At 64.9% G+C, this 14,762-nt stretch carries 17 protein-coding genes; 9 read left to right on the top strand and 8 right to left on the bottom strand.

Annotation, left to right across the window (positions count from 1 at the left end):
* Positions 1-8 precede the first annotated feature (8 nt).
* Entirely contained in the window at positions 9-548 is a 540-nt protein-coding gene (locus tag GJ631_RS05345; protein WP_156708154.1) for an Rrf2 family transcriptional regulator, read from the top strand.
* A 97-nt stretch (positions 549-645) separates the two neighbouring features.
* Complete coding sequence (locus GJ631_RS05340; RefSeq protein WP_156708153.1) at positions 646-1,812, top strand: NAD(P)/FAD-dependent oxidoreductase; 1,167 nt, start codon at positions 646-648, stop codon at positions 1,810-1,812.
* A gap of 165 nt (positions 1,813-1,977) precedes the next feature.
* Here GJ631_RS05340 and GJ631_RS05335 read toward each other — a convergent pair whose 3' ends face one another.
* The 4 genes from GJ631_RS05335 to GJ631_RS05320 all read right to left on the bottom strand — a co-directional run bounded on the left by GJ631_RS05335 (position 1,978) and on the right by GJ631_RS05320 (position 5,397).
* Entirely contained in the window at positions 1,978-2,802 is an 825-nt protein-coding gene (locus GJ631_RS05335; protein WP_156708152.1) for a nucleoside phosphorylase, read from the bottom strand.
* Positions 2,799-3,191 (bottom strand): cytidine deaminase, encoded by a 393-nt coding sequence (gene cdd, locus GJ631_RS05330; protein ID WP_156708151.1) that lies wholly within the window; start codon positions 3,189-3,191, stop codon positions 2,799-2,801. The genes GJ631_RS05335 and cdd overlap by 4 nt, the downstream gene beginning before the upstream one ends.
* Before the next feature lie 55 nt (positions 3,192-3,246).
* The gene (locus GJ631_RS05325; RefSeq protein ID WP_156708150.1) at positions 3,247-4,602 is read right to left on the bottom strand and encodes a phosphopentomutase/phosphoglucosamine mutase; all 1,356 of its coding nucleotides are present in this window, start codon (positions 4,600-4,602) and stop codon (positions 3,247-3,249) included.
* 168 nt (positions 4,603-4,770) lie between these two features.
* Positions 4,771-5,397 (bottom strand): transcriptional regulator, encoded by a 627-nt coding sequence (locus GJ631_RS05320; RefSeq protein WP_156708149.1) that lies wholly within the window; start codon positions 5,395-5,397, stop codon positions 4,771-4,773.
* A 154-nt stretch (positions 5,398-5,551) separates the two neighbouring features.
* On the opposite strand from GJ631_RS05320, the gene pyrB reads away from it, so the two are divergent.
* The 3 genes from pyrB (at position 5,552) to GJ631_RS05305 (ending at position 7,977) form a co-directional block, all read left to right on the top strand.
* Positions 5,552-6,454: an aspartate carbamoyltransferase gene (pyrB, locus tag GJ631_RS05315; protein WP_156708148.1), complete on the top strand. Its 903-nt coding sequence runs from the start codon at positions 5,552-5,554 to the stop codon at positions 6,452-6,454.
* On the top strand, positions 6,451-6,912 hold the full coding sequence (pyrI, locus tag GJ631_RS05310) for an aspartate carbamoyltransferase regulatory subunit (protein ID WP_156708147.1): 462 nt from the start codon (positions 6,451-6,453) through the stop codon (positions 6,910-6,912). The genes pyrB and pyrI overlap by 4 nt, the downstream gene beginning before the upstream one ends.
* Before the next feature lie 198 nt (positions 6,913-7,110).
* Entirely contained in the window at positions 7,111-7,977 is an 867-nt protein-coding gene (locus GJ631_RS05305) for a hypothetical protein (RefSeq protein WP_156708146.1), read from the top strand.
* Here the strand turns inward: GJ631_RS05305 and GJ631_RS05300 are convergent, their stop codons facing one another.
* On the bottom strand, positions 7,978-8,544 hold the full coding sequence (locus GJ631_RS05300) for an NUDIX hydrolase (RefSeq protein WP_370518563.1): 567 nt from the start codon (positions 8,542-8,544) through the stop codon (positions 7,978-7,980). It abuts the gene before it with no gap.
* A 152-nt stretch (positions 8,545-8,696) separates the two neighbouring features.
* Here GJ631_RS05300 and GJ631_RS05295 point away from each other — a divergent pair, with 152 nt between their 5' ends.
* Positions 8,697-8,897: a DUF1918 domain-containing protein gene (locus tag GJ631_RS05295; RefSeq protein ID WP_156708144.1), complete on the top strand. Its 201-nt coding sequence runs from the start codon at positions 8,697-8,699 to the stop codon at positions 8,895-8,897.
* Positions 8,898-8,901: 4 nt separating this feature from the next.
* Positions 8,902-9,342: an RNA-binding protein gene (locus tag GJ631_RS05290; RefSeq protein ID WP_156708143.1), complete on the top strand. Its 441-nt coding sequence runs from the start codon at positions 8,902-8,904 to the stop codon at positions 9,340-9,342.
* On the opposite strand, the gene GJ631_RS05285 is transcribed toward GJ631_RS05290, so the two are convergent.
* Positions 9,343-10,005 carry a helix-turn-helix domain-containing protein gene (locus tag GJ631_RS05285; protein ID WP_197424840.1) on the bottom strand — a complete coding sequence of 221 codons (663 nt, stop codon included), beginning with the start codon at positions 10,003-10,005 and terminating at the stop codon, positions 9,343-9,345.
* An 87-nt stretch (positions 10,006-10,092) separates the two neighbouring features.
* Here GJ631_RS05285 and GJ631_RS05280 point away from each other — a divergent pair, with 87 nt between their 5' ends.
* Together GJ631_RS05280 and GJ631_RS05275 are read left to right on the top strand one after the other, a co-directional pair.
* Entirely contained in the window at positions 10,093-11,730 is a 1,638-nt protein-coding gene (locus tag GJ631_RS05280) for an NADH-quinone oxidoreductase subunit D (RefSeq protein WP_156708141.1), read from the top strand.
* 42 nt (positions 11,731-11,772) lie between these two features.
* A complete protein-coding gene (locus tag GJ631_RS05275) occupies positions 11,773-12,651 on the top strand; it encodes a helix-turn-helix domain-containing protein (RefSeq protein ID WP_156708140.1) in 879 nt (292 codons plus the stop codon).
* Between the two features lies 1 nt (position 12,652).
* Here the strand turns inward: GJ631_RS05275 and GJ631_RS05270 are convergent, their stop codons facing one another.
* Together GJ631_RS05270 and purD are read right to left on the bottom strand one after the other, a co-directional pair.
* Positions 12,653-13,351 (bottom strand): sterol carrier protein, encoded by a 699-nt coding sequence (locus tag GJ631_RS05270; RefSeq protein WP_156708139.1) that lies wholly within the window; start codon positions 13,349-13,351, stop codon positions 12,653-12,655.
* Positions 13,352-13,420: 69 nt separating this feature from the next.
* Entirely contained in the window at positions 13,421-14,716 is a 1,296-nt protein-coding gene (gene purD / locus GJ631_RS05265; protein ID WP_156708138.1) for a phosphoribosylamine--glycine ligase, read from the bottom strand.
* Positions 14,717-14,762: the final 46 nt, after the last annotated feature.

Raw genomic sequence — 14,762 nt, 5'->3', positions numbered from 1 at the left:
GATAGCTTATGTCATCAATCGAGCTCACCCCCAGTCAGAAGACGATTCTTCAGGAGCTCATCAACCTTCACCGTGAGTCCGAAAGTGCCGTCAAAGGAGAAGACATCGCCGAACAGGTAGACAGAAACCCCGGGACGATTCGCAATCAGATGCAGAGTCTGAAGGCGCTCCAGTTGGTCGAGGGCGTCCCCGGCCCGAAAGGCGGCTACAAGCCGACGGCGAACGCCTACGACGCGCTGAAGATACAGGAGATGGACCAGGCGGCGGACGTACCCTTCCGACACAACGGCGAACTCATCGAGAGCGCGAACGTACAGGAAATCGACCTCACGAGCGTCCACCACCCCGAGCTGTGCCGTGCCGAAATCAAACTACAGGGCTCCATCGCCGATTTCAGCGAAGGCGACGACATCACCGTCGGGCCGACCCCGCTGTCGCGGCTCCTCATCGCCGGGACCATCGAGGGCAAAGACGACACGAACAACAGCCTCATCCTCACCATCGACAAGATGGAGGCCCCGGCCGGAAACGAGGAGGCTGCTCACTGATACCGAATCACAACCACCAGAGGGAAGTCGAATCGGCAACTTTCGCCAGCCGCGCGGTTCCAACAGGTTTGTATCGCAGGCATCCCGACTGCCTTACATGACGGACGACGTCGTCGTGCTCGGGTCCGGCTATGCCGGCACCGGCGCGGTCAAACGGCTCGAATCGGAACTCGACGGAGAGGCGGATATTACGTGGGTGTCGGACGTCGACCACCACCTCGTTCTCCACGAATCCCACCGCTGTATCCGTAACCCCGAGGTACAGGAGAAAATCACGTTCTCGGTGTCGGAAATCAAATCGCCCTCGACCCGGTTCGTACAGGGCCGCGTCGAGGCAATCGACACCGAGGACCGCCAGATTACGCTCGACGACGACTCCACCATCGACTACGACTACCTCCTCGTCGGCTTCGGCTCCCAGACTGCCTTCTTCGGCATCGACGGTCTCAAGGAACACTCGTTGACGCTAAAGTCACTCGACGACGCCCTCGAAATCCACGAGGCCATCACCGAGGCCGCCCGGGAGGCCTCCCGGAACGACCCCGCACAGGTCATCGTCGGCGGTGCCGGCCTCTCCGGCATCCAGTCGGCCGGCGAAATCGCGGAATTCCGCGACAAACACCGCGCCCCACTCGACGTCCACCTCGTCGAGGGGCTCGACAACGTCTTCCCGAACAACGACCCCGTCGTGCAGGCGAAACTCCGCAAACTGCTGGAGGAGAAGGACGTCGAGATTCACACCGGCGAGTTCATCGGCGAGGTCGACGAGGAAACCGTCTACGTCGGCGACGAGATGGAACTCGACTACGACGTGCTGCTGTGGACCGGTGGCATCACCGGCCAAGACGCTGCCGAGACGGCCGAAGTCGACAAAGACGAGCGCAGTAACCGCATCGAATCCGCTTCGAACTTCCAGACCTCCGACGAGCGGGTCTTCGCCCTCGGTGACGCCGCACTCATCGACCAGCCCGGCCAGGAACAGCCCGCACCGCCGACCGCACAGGCCGCCTGGCAGGCCGCCGAGGTCGCCGGCGAGAACATCGCCCGCACCATCCGCGGCCAGCCGCTGAAGGAGTGGACCTACGACGACAAGGGGACGCTCATCTCCGTCGGCAGCAAGGCCGTTGCCCACGACGTGAAGGGCCTGCCCGTCGACACCTTCGGGGGCCCCGCCGCGAAGGCGCTGAAGAAGACCGTCGCCGCACGCTGGATTAAGACGGTCAACGGGTTTGCCGACGCCGCGAAAGCGTTCCCGGACATGTAAAACGACCTTTTTCCACGGCGCGCTCCGCGCGCCGGGAAAAACGTCGATGAAAAAGACACGTCGGCCCTCCTTACAGTCGGGCCTCGGTCCCGCGCTCCCTTCGGTCGCGCGGCGGAACCGCTTCGGCGAGCTCCGCGCGCCTCGCGGATGCTTTCGTATTGGTATTTACTCCGAAAGCGACAGCCCCGCATGCCAGTGGTCGACACCGGCCTCGGATTTCTTCCGGTCCATTTTCGACAACAGCGCCGCCGCGAGTGAGGCGGTTTCCGCGGCCTTCCGCTGGCCCTCGGTTCTGAACTCGCCGGTGACGCGGTTGGCATAGACGGTACAGACGGCTCCGGCTCGGAGTCCGTACAGACTCGAAAGCGTGAGGATGGCGCTGGCTTCCATCTCGAAGTTGAGGACCCCTGCCTCTTGCAGTTCCTCGATTCGCTCCTCGGCCCCGGCGGCACGGAACCCCTCGAATCCCGGCCGTGACTGGCCGGCGTAAAACGAGTCCGTCGAGCAGGTGACGCCGAGGTGGTAGTCGTATCCGAGGCGCTCGGCGGCAGTCACGAGCGCCGTGACGACCTCGTCGTCGGCGGCCGCCGGATACTCCTCGCGGACGTACTCGTCGCTCGTCCCCTCCTGTCGGACCGCCGCCGTCGTGATGACGAGGTCACCGACGGACGCCTCTTCCTGTATGGCGCCACAGGAGCCGACCCGGATGAACGACTCGGCGCCGATGCGGGCGAGTTCCTCGACGGCGATAGCGGCCGATGGCGAGCCGATTCCGGTCGACGTGACCGCGAGCGGTTCGTCGTCGTAGGTTCCGGCGAGCGTTCGGTACTCGCGGTGGGACGCCCGCTCGCGGTACTCGTCCCAGCAGTCCGCGATGATTTCGACGCGGTCTGGGTCGCCCGGGAGGAGTACCGGCCCCTCGATATCCCCATCGGCGAGTTCGACATGATACTGCTCGTCGTCGTTCGGGTCCTCGCTTCCCCCGGTCATTCGAGATGCTCCATCGTGATGGTGTTCGGGAGCAGTTCACCGAGCGTGTACGTTGTCGGCCCATCCTCACCCTCACAGATAACGCGGAAATCAGCGGCACAGAACTCCGACAGCGACTGTCGGCACATCCCACAGGGTGTGACGCCGTCCCGGCGGTCCGAACTGACCGCGACTACTTCGAACTCCCGGTGGCCGTCCTCGACGGCTTTCGACAGCGCCAACTCCTCGGCGTGGACGCTGTTCGAGTAGTTGGCGTTCTCGATGTTACAGCCGGTGTACACCGACCCGTCGTCGGTTTCGAGGGCTGCCCCGACGTAGTACTCCGAGTACGGTGCGTAGGACCGCTCGACGGCCTCGCGTGCGGTTTCGAGTAGTTCCCTGTCGTCCATACGCCGGGTCTCGGCCGCACGGCGCAAATACTTGCCGTCGAAAGCGACGGCGGGGCTACGACACGTCGTCGATGGCGGTGGTAACGACGTCTGTGACTTCATCGACGAGCGCCTCGACGTCGTTGCTTTCGGCGTAGATGCGGACGTACGGTTCGGTGCCGCTGGGACGGACCAGCGTCCACGAGGCGTCGTCGAAGGTCAACCGGACGCCGTATTCGGTGTCGACCGATGCTTCGGGAAACGACTCCGGGAGCCGGGTTTCGAGGGCGTCCATCGTCGCGGCCTTTCGGTCGTCGGGGCAGTCGACGCTCACCTTCCGGTAGGGGCGTTCGGTGATGGGCGCTCGGAGGTCGGCGAGGCCCTCGCGGGCTATCAACGCACCGACGACCGCGGCGCTGGCGACGCCGTCTATCCACGGTCCGAAATCGGTGTGGACGTGTTTCCACGGCTCCGCCGCGAAGACGACCTCAGTGTCGGCCGTCCCCGCTTCCCCGGCGGCGGCGACGCCTTCGTGAAGCGCGCCGAGGCGGACACGTTCGATTCGGCCACCGTGTGCCTCGACGTGTTCGTCGATGCGCGCCGAGGCGTTCGGCGTCGTCACGACGACCGGGTCTCCCGCGTCGCTCTGGTGGGTGTAAAAGCCCGCGAGCATCGCGAGGACGGTGTCCTCGTGGACGACCTCGCCCCGCTCGTCGACGACGACGATGCGGTCGGCGTCGCCGTCGTGGCCGATGCCGAACTCGAAGTCGCCGTCGGCGACGAACGCCCGAAGGTCTTCGAGGCTCTCGGGTGTGGGCTTCGACTCGCGTCCGGGGAAGTGGCCGTCGACGTTGGCGTTGAGTGCGACGACGTCGGCACCGAGCGCTCGGAGGACCTGGGGAGTCGCGACGCTCGCCATCCCGTTGCCGCAGTCGACGGCGATTTTCGTGTTTTCACAGTCGCCGACTGTTCGACGCGTGTACTCGACGACGGCGTCGCGATAGTCGTCGAGTACCTCTTCGCAGGTCGAATCCCCCCACGCGTTCCAGTCGGTCGGTTCCGTCCCGGCGTCGACGCGTGATTCGACCGCTTCCTCGGCCGTGCGGTCGTACTCCGTTCCATCGACGAACAGTTTCAGACCGTTGTCCTGCGGTGGGTTGTGACTCGCCGTGACCATCACACCGCGACGCCCCCGGGAGGCGTAGGCGAGCGCCGGCGTCGGGACGCGGCCGACCCTGACGACCTCGGCCCCACCGCTTGCTATTCCGGCCTCGACGGCTGCGGCGAGCGCCGAGCCGGTTTCGCGGCCGTCGCGGCCGACGACGAACGTCTCGCCGTCGACGGCCGCGGCGCTGCCGACAGCGAGCGCGAGCGACGGCGTCACTGCCGTCGTCGCGTCGCCCCGAATCCCGGCGGTTCCGAACAGTTCCATACCCGGAGTTGTGCGGCGGGTACACTTCAATAGTGGCGAACGACAGCGCTCACGTCCGACAGCCCTCACGCTGTACTTCGGCCTCGGCGGACTGCCGGCGTTCGTTCAGAGCACGGGCTCTCTGGCTGCGGGTTCGTATATAAACTGTCGGGGACTCGAGCGGCGACCCTATGCGATGTCGCGGCTGGTGTCGATGTCGACCTCGTCGGACAGTTCCAGTTTGATAACGTCCGAAAGTGCCTGCCCGCCGCGGAACTTGGGGACTGCGAGGCGGTTCTCGATGCGGTCGCCCTTCACCGAGGTGTCGAGTTGGAACACCAAATCCGCCATGTGCTCGGTGGTGTCCCGGAGGTCGGGGACGTTGCGGCCGTCGAGGCAGTGCAGGACGGCGAGCCCACCCGTATTGTAGATGTGGTTCTGTAGTTCGTTCATGAAGTTCCGATAGCGGGTCGGCTCCTGGCGTTCGAGCACGTCGGCGGGGTCAATAATGAGGTTCGAGGACTCCGGAAGCGCGGAGACGAGTTTCGTCGCGTTGTCGAGCGGTGCGTCGCCCGTCACGTCCCGCACCGTCGGGTCACCCGTCATCGTGTTCGAGTTGTCGATGCTGTTTGAGACCGAATCCCCTGTTCTGTCCAGTGAGAGATACAGCGTCCCGCGAGTGGCCGTGAGTTCGTACAGGAACAGTTCCGCCTGGCTCGCAGGCTGGGCGGTGAGCGCCACAATGCTCCCGGCCGGAATCCCACCGTTGAGCTTCCGGTCGAGAACGTTGATTCCGGTCCTGAGGCGCTCGCTCATCTGTTTCTGTTTGCATGTCCACCTGATTAAACCTTCTGGCAAGGTTGTGTGTTGATTCGGCAAGACAGCGATTGGGACTGCAAACCACGGGAGCGGTGTGCGGAGTCCGGTCGGGTCGGGAGATTCAAGAGCGTTCGGGGCGGGTCTTTCGGTAATGCGCCACGATTACCTGATAAGCGCGAAGCAGTTGTCGCGTGGCGATATCGAGGCGGTGTTGGACCGCGCCGCCGAAATCGCCGACGACCCCGGCGCGGTCGCCCACGCTCACGACAACGACCTCCTCGGGTTGTTGTTCTTCGAGCCGAGTACGCGGACGAAGATGTCCTTCGACACCGCGATGAAGCGGCTCGGCGGCGACACCGTCGACATGGGGAGCGTCGAGTCCTCGTCGGTCAAGAAGGGCGAGTCGCTGGCCGACACCGTTCGCGTCATCGAGGGGTACACCGACGCCATCGTCCTCAGACACCCCTCCGAGGGCGCCGCGAAACTGGCCAGCGAGTTCGTCGACGTGCCCGTCATCAACGCGGGCGACGGCGCGGGCCAACACCCCACTCAGACGCTGTTGGACCTGTACACCATCCGTGAGAACGCCGGCTTCGACGACCTCACCATCGGCATCATGGGCGATTTGAAGTACGGCCGGACGGTCCACTCGCTTGCCCACGCGCTGACGAACTTCGACGCCAGCCAGCACTTCATCAGCCCCGAGAGCCTGCGCCTGCCGCGCAGCGTTCGCTACGACCTCCACGAGGCCGGTGCGCAGGTCCGCGAACATACGGACATCGAGAACGTCCTCGAAGCACTCGACGTGTTGTACGTCACCCGTATCCAGCGGGAGCGGTTCCCCGACGAGAACGAGTACCGGCAGATAGCGGGCGAGTACCGCATCGACGCCGAACTGTTGGAACAAGCCAAGGACGACCTGACGGTGATGCATCCGCTGCCGCGCGTCGACGAAATCGCACCCGAAATCGACGAAACGGAGTACGCGACGTACTTCGAACAGGCACACAACGGCGTTCCCGTTCGAATGGCACTGCTCGATTCAATCCTATGACCGACACAGAACTCCGCGTCTCGAAAATCGAAAACGGCACCGTTATCGACCACATCGCCGGTGGGCAGGCGCTCAACGTCCTCGCCATCCTCGGCATCGACGGCTCCTCCGGCGAGGAGGTCTCCGTCGGGATGAACGTCCCCTCGGACCGCCTCGGCCGCAAGGACATCGTGAAGGTCGAGGGGCGAGAGCTGAGTCAAAACGAGGTCGACGTGCTGTCGCTCATCGCGCCCGCCGCGACCATCAACATCGTCCGCGAGTTCGACGTGGTCGAGAAACACCGCGTCTCCCGCCCCGAGAGCGTCCTCGGCGTGCTGTCGTGTCCGAACGCCAACTGCATCACCACGGAAAACGAACCCGTCGAGTCTCGCTTCGACGTCCTCGATGAAGGCGTCCGCTGTGCCTACTGCGACACCATCATCAGGGAGTCGCTGGCCGCACACATCAGCGTCGCGTAGGGGCCGACGGACCGACCGCAGTCTGCCGGGGGAAAGACTATGCCGTTCGGGTCCGTCCGTGATACTGTATGTCGAAGAAAGCCATCGCGCTGGTCCTCCTCGCTGCAGCAGTCCTGCTGTACGTGAAGAAACAGTAAGCGTACCGCCACCCAACTACTCTTCCGAACGACTTACCCACGCCGAGTGCCGACTACGGGTATGTACGGCGTCGTCACGCGAAACGAAGAGGAGGCACGCTGGCCGGAGTTCGACCGCGCGTTCTACGAGGTGAAAGACGTCTCGGGCCGCTCTGCGGACCCCATCGCGGATGCGGTGAGTATGGTGTCGTGTTTCGGTGACAACGCTGCCGCCGAGGGCAACGAGGACATCGTCCCCGTCAACCCGGACGGCCAGCGGGCGACCCGCGAGCGACCTTACTTCGATTGGGCGTACGTCTGTCCGACTCACGAAGGGTATCGAGACGGCCTCCTGGAGATAATCGAGGACTGCGCCGAAGTCAACCCCGACGTTCGGCTCGACGACATCGGCTTCCCGCGGGCGGAGTACTGCTACTGTGACCGCTGTAACGCGACCTTCGAGTCGTGGGTCGAGACGCGGCACGAAAACGGGGAAGGGCCACCGCCGGAGGAGACGACCGTCGAGGACCGATACGAGTGGCGCGCGGCGGTCATCACCGAGTTCGTCGAGGCGGCCGCAGACCGCATCCCCGGAAAGACCTACATGACGCTGTATCCGGACCCCTACGAGGGCCACCTCTACGAACGCGCCGGCATCGACCTCGACGCCATCGAGGAGTACGTCGACGAGTTCGTCGTCCCGCTGTACGACACCCACTACGGGACGACCTATTGGCTGGAGACCATCGCCAGCGGGTTCGTCGACCGCCTCGACACGCCCCTCAGCATCGAACTCTACGCCGTCGACGTGGACATCGACGATTTGATTCACGCCGCCGAAGTCGCCGGCGAGTACGGCGAGTCGGTGCTGTTCGGCTACGACGCCTCGACGGCGCGGGCGCTGTTGCGACGGATGGATGCCGACGAAAGCGACGGCGTCGAGTGGTAGTCAGGCGACCGCGCGTGCGGCGTCGATGAGGTCCTCGCGGTCGCGGGTGTCCTCGGGGACCGACGGCGGGTCGAACCACCGCGCCGCGCTGATTTCATCGTCGGGGTCGGCTATCGACGTGTCGGTCGTCTCCGCCCGCGCACAGAACACCGGGAGGACGCCCCACGTCCGGTGACCTCCACAGGTAATCTCGACGCGGTTGAGCATCGCCAGGCCGTCGTAGACCGCATCGACACCGGCTTCTTCCTGCAGTTCCCGCTCGGCGGTCTCGCGGAACGACTCAGCGCCATCGACGCCACCGCCCGGAAGCACCCACAGGTCGACGCCCTCGTGGCGAACGAGGAGGACCTCCCCCGACGGACGGTACACGAGCGTGTGGGCACCGTAGGGTGCACCGCTGCGCTGGATGCGTTCGGCGAGCGTCCGGAACCGCCCGCGTGAGACGTGTTTTCGGTAAGTGCGTTCGAGCTGGCCCTCGCCGTAGGTGTCGACGGTTCGGTGGTAGGCCTGTGCGGCGCGCTGTTCGGCCTCGTCGGCGAGATACCAGAGGCCGTCGACGGTCGTCACGGCCTCGTCACCTCCTCCGAAGCCGCGAACGCGGGAGGGCGGCGTGGACGAACGGCAGGGACGGTCATACACGGCCGTTCGTGCCACCGTCTCAAAAGCCGTTCGAACCGGGAAACGACGGGCTTTTTCCGCACGGGCGAGAATCCGCGGGTATGGCATTCGAGAAGGGCGACGACGTCGTCTTCCACGACCAGCACAGCGAGTACGACGGCGAGACCGGCGAGGTGACGCAGGTCTCCGAGACGATGTTCGGCGACAACACCTACATCGTCCAGTTCGAGGAAGGACAGGAAGCGGGCATCCCCGAGGACTCCTTGGAGGCTGCCGACGCGGACGACGAAGACGAGGAGTGAGCCGATGAGCGCCGTCCCGTTCCACTACGTCGACCTGCGTGCGTTCTGTTATGCGACGGAGGACGAAAAGCGGGTCGAGGCGGCGCTGCGGACGTTTCTCCCCGAAGACGTCGACATCGAACGCGAGGAGACCGAGGGCCACCACGGCGACCGTATCCTCGTAATGTCAGCGCGCCTCGAACGCGCCGACGAGGTGCGGCACGTCCTCTCGGCGCTGGCGCGGTTAAATGACTTCCAGCAACTCATCGACGAACTCGACCAGCGCGTCGACGACAACTGCGCCTTCTTCATCCAACTCGACAAGCAGGCCGCCTACAAGGGCGATGTCGAACTCGGAGCGGGGCTGATGCTCCGCGGCAAGGTCGAAGCCTACCCCGCCAAGAAGGAGAAGGCGGTCGCGACGGCCGAGGAGGCACTCCAAGAGTTGGCCGAGGAACGCGACTGACTACGCGGTGCGGTCCAGCAGGGCGCCCATCGCGGCCCGCTCGGCTTTTCTGAGGTGTTCGGAGGCGGTGCCCGGCGCACAGTCGAGCCGTTCGCCGACCTCCTCGACGGTTCCCGCCCGCGGAACGTCGTAGTAGCCCACGTCGAACGCCGCGACGACGGCCTCGTACTGCCGGTCGGTGAGGTCGACGCCCGAAGTCAGTTCGGGCGTGTCGTATTCCCCGATGCGTTCGATGTCGACGCTTGCGGCCGCCGGGACGTCTTCCAGAGCCGTCTGCAGCGCCTCGGGTTCGCCGACCGCGGTCAGTCGGGCCGTGCCGTCACTGTGGAACTCCACCGGCGGGATGACGAGTAACCCCGGCCGCTGGAAGGCGTCCTGCAGTCGCATATCGAATTCGCTGGACTGTTCTCGGATGTAGGCGTAACAGGTCTCCTCGTCGAGTGGCGTGATTCGATACTCCACGATTCGGTCTGTCGCCTCCAGCGCGTCGGCGTAGGCCTCCTGGTCCCCCTCGACGTAAAACAACAGTGTCGCACGGCCGTCCTCTGTACGGTGGCTGTGCAGCAGTTGGTCGTTGACGAGCGCCTCGTCCCGCGTGAGTCGACGGTGAACCGGATGCATCGCCTGCTCTTCGAACCGCAGGGTACAGCGGAGGGACTTCATCGTTGGGGGGCGTTCGACCGCGCGTAACTTAAAACGCCGAACTCGTGAGGCAGTATTCATGCCCCAATGCCGTCGGTATCCTCGCGTATGTCGACTGACGCCGTCGCCCGACAGCACTCGGAGACGCCCATCCCCGAGGCGCTTTCGGAGTTCGCAATCGACTACGAGACCCACGAGAACGCCCCAGCGGTCGTCGTCCGCGCCGACGAGGTCGCAGACGCCCTCGAAGCGGCCCGCTCGCTCGGTTACGACCACTGCGCCTGCGTCACCGCCCAGGCCTACGAAGACCGCTACGAGACGATATACCACCTCCGCAGTTACGACGACCCGACCGAGGAACTCGGCATCGTCGTCCCGACGGCCAGCGACGCGCCGGTCAGCGAATCCGGCGCATCGGTGTACCCCACTGCCGACTGGCACGAGCGTGAAGCCTACGACCTCGTCGGCATCGAGTACGAAGGCCACCCGGACCTGCGCCGCATCCTGCTACCGGAGACCTGGCAGGGCCACCCACTGGCGCCCGACTACGACCCCGAAGCGTCGCAGGTGGTTCCATACCGCGAACACGCAAACCCGCTACAGGACGACAAACGGCAGGGAGATACGATGTTGGTCAACGTCGGACCGCATCACCCCGCGACCCACGGCGTGCTGCACCTCGCAGTCACGCTGGACGGCGAGACGGTCGCCGACGTGGAACCCGACATCGGCTACATCCACCGCTGTGAGGAGCAGATGTGCCAGCAGGGCACCTACCGCCACCAGATTATGCCGTACCCCGACCGCTGGGACTGGGGCGGTGGCGGCATCCTCAACGAGTGGGCCTACGCCCGCACGGCCGAGGACCTCGCCGACATCGAAGTCCCCGAGTACGCACAACTCATCCGGACGATGGCCGCCGAACTGAGCCGCATCCTCTCACATATGCTCGCCGTCGGTGCCTACGCCCTCGACGTGGTCGGCGATTTCAACGCCACGTGGCAGTACGCCTTCCGGGACCGCGAACTCGTTCAGGAGATTCTCGAGGATTTGACCGGCCAGCGACTCATGTTCAACTACTTCCGGTTGGGCGGGGTGTCGTGGGACATTCCGGGCGACCGGGAGGCCTTCTTCGATAAGGTCCGGTCGTTCACGCAGGGGCTGCCGGCGAAGATGCGGGAGTATCACGACCTGCTGTCCTCCAACGAGATACTCCAACTCCGGACGGTCGGCGTCGGCGAACTGCCGCCCGAGACGGCGAAGGCCTACGGCTGTACCGGTCCCGTCGCTCGTGGGTCGGGCGTCGATTACGACCTGCGCCGGGACGACCCCTACGGTTACTACGAGGAGTTAGACTGGGACGTGGTAACCGAAGACGGCTGTGACAACCTCAGCCGACTGCTGGTTCGACTGGGGGAGGTCGAGCAGTCCGCGAAGATTATCGAGCAGTGTGTCGAACTGCTGGAATCGTGGCCCGAAGACGAGCGGACGATTCAGGCCAACGTCCCGCGGACGCTCAAGCCCGACCCAGACACCGAAATCTATCGGGCCGTCGAGGCCGCGAAGGGCGAACTCGGCATCTACATCCGCTCGGACGGGACGGACAAACCCGCACGATTCAAGATTCGTGGGCCGTCGTTTTCCCACGTTTCGGCGCTGCCGGCGATGACGGAAGGCGAGTACATTCCGGACCTCATCGCGACGCTCGGTAGCCTCGACACCATCATGGGTGAAGTCGACCGCTGACCACCCAAAGATTCCTTACCACTCCGTGACTGCAGACAGTCGATGACGGACGGCGAGACGGTCGAAACGACCGCCGAAGAAGCCTTCGCACTCGTCGGCAACGAACTCCGGGCAGGCATCCTCCGGGTCCTCGGAGAGGCCCCACACGAGGGCGTCTCGTTCTCGGAACTCCGCGAGCGCGTCGACAGCGACGTCGACAGCGGCCAGTTCAACTACCACCTCCAGAAACTCGTTGGGCCGTTCGTCGAAAAGACCGACGACGGCTACCTCCTCCGTCCACCGGGGTTGGCGCTGTATCGCGCAATCAAGGCCGGAGCGTTCAGCCGGAGCCTTACGGTCGACTCCTTCGACGCTGACTTCGACTGTTATTTCTGTGAGACGCCGGTCGAGGCGGCCTACGACGACGGCCTGTTCACGATGACCTGTCCGGGGTGTGAGCACCTCTACGCGCGGACGACGCTTCCGCCGAGCGCAGTCGAGGGCGACCGGAGCGAACTGCTGACGCGAGTCGACCAGTACAACCGCCACCAGATGGGGCTGTCGGCCGACGGCGTCTGCCCGGTGTGTGTAAATCCGATGTCGCTGGAGTTCCTCGAAAGCGATGCCGTCGGGTGGGCCGAGGGAACCGAACGCCTCGACGTGTTCTGCCATCGCTCCTGTGGTCACTGCGGTCGGGAGCAGTACATGACCGTCGGGCTAGCGTTGCTGCAGCATCCCGCTGTGGTCTCCTTTTTCCACGACCATTCGGTCGACGTGACCGCGATTCCCCACTGGGAGTTGGCGTTCGTGATGACGGACAACTACCTGACCGTTCGCTCGAAGGACCCCTGGGAGTTCGAACTCGCGGTTCCCTGTGATGGCGAGACGCTGACACTGGTGGTCGACGACGAGTTGAACGTTATCGAAGAGGAACGCTCCTGAATCAGAACAACTCGAGCGTTCGCTTGACGCTTCGATGTGTCTCCCGTTCGGCGACCATTCGTCCCCGCATCGCGGTGTCGAGAAGGGGCGTCGAGGTGGAATCGCCGCCCTCGAAGAGATGCGTCGTCTCCACCTCGCTAGCAATAGAGCCGAGCAGCTGGAACATCGGGGCATACCGCAGCCGCCGAAGCCGATTGCCACTCACCGACAGCTCGCCGGTCACGACGGCCGACGACGAGGGACGGCCGTCGACGATGTCGCGCCACACCTCGTAGGAGCCGTGCATGACGAATCCCGTCTCGCGGGCCTCGGGACCATCGACGACCTCCACCTCGGTACAGCGGCCGTCCTCCAGTCCGACGTAGGCGTACACCGTACCGTCGACGACGTGGGACTCCAGTTGGTCGAGTTTGTCCGCCAAGTCGTCGGGGATGCCCGACTGAATCGGCGCGAACGTCTCCGGGGCGTCCGCGACGGTCACATCCGCGACCCGCTCGCGGACGTGGTCGGGGAGGCCATCGAGGGTCTCCTCGGGCAACTCACCGAGCGTCGTCTCGTCGATGGGAAGGTCGGTGATGACGTACAGCACGTCGCCGTCGAAGCCCTCGCCCCATCCCTCGCCGAGTTCCGCGAAGGCATCGCTGTCGTTGAGGTGGCGTCTGTACTCTTCTAACCACTGTTCTGTCGGAAACGGTGGCATCGGTCTTGCCGCGGACGACGACCTGCCGTATAAAAAGGCTGCTGCCGCGTTTACGCGGGTCGGGACTCCCTACTCGCCGCGAATCTCGTTCATGTGGTCGATGCGCTGCTGGAGGAGTTCGGCCTTGCCGATGTCGTGGCGGACGCGAAGCCCCTTCTCGCCGGCCTTCGCGAGTGCCTCCTCGGCGATGGCTTCCGCGCCGGTGATAGTTTCGGCCAGTCCGACGACGGCAAAGGAGCGCGAGGTGGTCGTGTAGACGCCGTCGTCGCGAGCATCGACGCTGGCGTAGAACAGCAGCGCCTCGCCGGCGCTGTCTGGGTCGATGTTCACCTTCGCGCCGGCCTCGGGGTCCGTCGGGTACCCTTCGGGGACGGCGTACTTACAGACGGTCGCCTGATTCGAAAACGTGAGTTCGGGCAATTCCTCGCCCTCGCGTGCGGCGACGAGCAACTCGACGAAGTCGGTCTCCAAGACCGGCAGGGTGTTCATCGCTTCGGGGTCGCCGAAGCGGGCGTTGAACTCGACGACCTTCGGTCCCTCGTCGGTGAGCATGAACTGGCCGTAGAGGATGCCCTTGTAGTCGGGCATCGCCTCGACCACCGCGTCGATGATTTCGACGGCGTCGGTGTAATCGCCCTCCGTCATGAACGGCAACTCGAAGGTGGCATCGGAGTACGACCCCATGCCGCCGGTGTTCGGCCCCTCGTCGCCCTCGTAGGCGCGCTTGTGGTCCTGGACGGCCGGGGAGACGCGATACTGGCCGTCGGCGACGAACGCCTGCACGGTGAACTCCTCGCCGACGAGGCGCTCCTCTAAGACGTAGGCGTCGTAGTCGCTTTCGAGGACGTACTCGACGCCCTCTTCTTTGGTAATCTGGTCGCCGGTGACGCGGACGCCCTTGCCACCGGTGAGGCCGCGGGGCTTGATGGCGAGGTCGCCGTCGTACTCGCGGATGTAGTCGGCGGCGGCCTCGCCGTCCTCGAAGACCTCGAAGTCGGGACAGCCGGGGATGTCGTGGTCCTGCATGAACTCCCGCTGGAAGGCCTTGTCCGTCTCGATGCGCGCCTCGGCCTCTCGGGGGCCGAAGGCGTAGACGCCGGCGTCGTCGAGAGCGTCGGCCACACCCGCGTTCAACGCGGACTCGGGGCCGATTGCGGCCAGCGTCGCGCCGACCGATTCGGCGAACTCAACGATTGCGTCGGGGTCGGTCTCGTCGACTTCCGCGAACCCCTCCGCGAGGTCGGTGATACCGGGGTTGCGGTTCGACGCACAGGCGTACAGTTCCGCGTCGTCAGCCTCGGCGACGGCCCGGGCGATGGCGTGTTCGCGTCCGCCGCCACCCACGAGGAGTACGGTCTCGGTCATACGCGAATCCGGTGGGCAAAGAAGTGTAAACGTTGCTGTTGGGCGC

Source organism: Natronomonas sp. CBA1123, assembly GCF_009741925.1.
In the GTDB taxonomy this organism is placed as follows: Archaea; Halobacteriota; Halobacteria; order Halobacteriales; family Haloarculaceae; genus Natronomonas.
Note: the sequence above shows the minus strand (reverse complement) of the source record. Positions and strands in the feature narration are given on the sequence as shown.

What these genes read in the sequence shown, in the direction of transcription:
- cdd (WP_156708151.1), bottom strand. Translation starts at nt 3,191, where the DNA reads ATGGACGACAGGGAACTACTCGAAACCGCACGCGAGGCCGTCGAGCGG.
- GJ631_RS05290 (WP_156708143.1), top strand. Translation starts at nt 8,902, where the DNA reads ATGAGCGCCGTCCCGTTCCACTACGTCGACCTGCGTGCGTTCTGTTAT.
- pyrB (WP_156708148.1), top strand. Translation starts at nt 5,552, where the DNA reads ATGCGCCACGATTACCTGATAAGCGCGAAGCAGTTGTCGCGTGGCGAT.
- GJ631_RS05345 (WP_156708154.1), top strand. Translation starts at nt 9, where the DNA reads ATGTCATCAATCGAGCTCACCCCCAGTCAGAAGACGATTCTTCAGGAG.
- GJ631_RS05340 (WP_156708153.1), top strand. Translation starts at nt 646, where the DNA reads ATGACGGACGACGTCGTCGTGCTCGGGTCCGGCTATGCCGGCACCGGC.
- GJ631_RS05275 (WP_156708140.1), top strand. Translation starts at nt 11,773, where the DNA reads ATGACGGACGGCGAGACGGTCGAAACGACCGCCGAAGAAGCCTTCGCA.
- GJ631_RS05325 (WP_156708150.1), bottom strand. Translation starts at nt 4,602, where the DNA reads ATGGAACTGTTCGGAACCGCCGGGATTCGGGGCGACGCGACGACGGCA.
- GJ631_RS05270 (WP_156708139.1), bottom strand. Translation starts at nt 13,351, where the DNA reads ATGCCACCGTTTCCGACAGAACAGTGGTTAGAAGAGTACAGACGCCAC.
- GJ631_RS05295 (WP_156708144.1), top strand. Translation starts at nt 8,697, where the DNA reads ATGGCATTCGAGAAGGGCGACGACGTCGTCTTCCACGACCAGCACAGC.
- pyrI (WP_156708147.1), top strand. Translation starts at nt 6,451, where the DNA reads ATGACCGACACAGAACTCCGCGTCTCGAAAATCGAAAACGGCACCGTT.
- GJ631_RS05305 (WP_156708146.1), top strand. Translation starts at nt 7,111, where the DNA reads ATGTACGGCGTCGTCACGCGAAACGAAGAGGAGGCACGCTGGCCGGAG.
- GJ631_RS05335 (WP_156708152.1), bottom strand. Translation starts at nt 2,802, where the DNA reads ATGACCGGGGGAAGCGAGGACCCGAACGACGACGAGCAGTATCATGTC.
- GJ631_RS05285 (WP_197424840.1), bottom strand. Translation starts at nt 10,005, where the DNA reads ATGAAGTCCCTCCGCTGTACCCTGCGGTTCGAAGAGCAGGCGATGCAT.
- purD (WP_156708138.1), bottom strand. Translation starts at nt 14,716, where the DNA reads ATGACCGAGACCGTACTCCTCGTGGGTGGCGGCGGACGCGAACACGCC.
- GJ631_RS05280 (WP_156708141.1), top strand. Translation starts at nt 10,093, where the DNA reads ATGTCGACTGACGCCGTCGCCCGACAGCACTCGGAGACGCCCATCCCC.
- GJ631_RS05320 (WP_156708149.1), bottom strand. Translation starts at nt 5,397, where the DNA reads ATGAGCGAGCGCCTCAGGACCGGAATCAACGTTCTCGACCGGAAGCTC.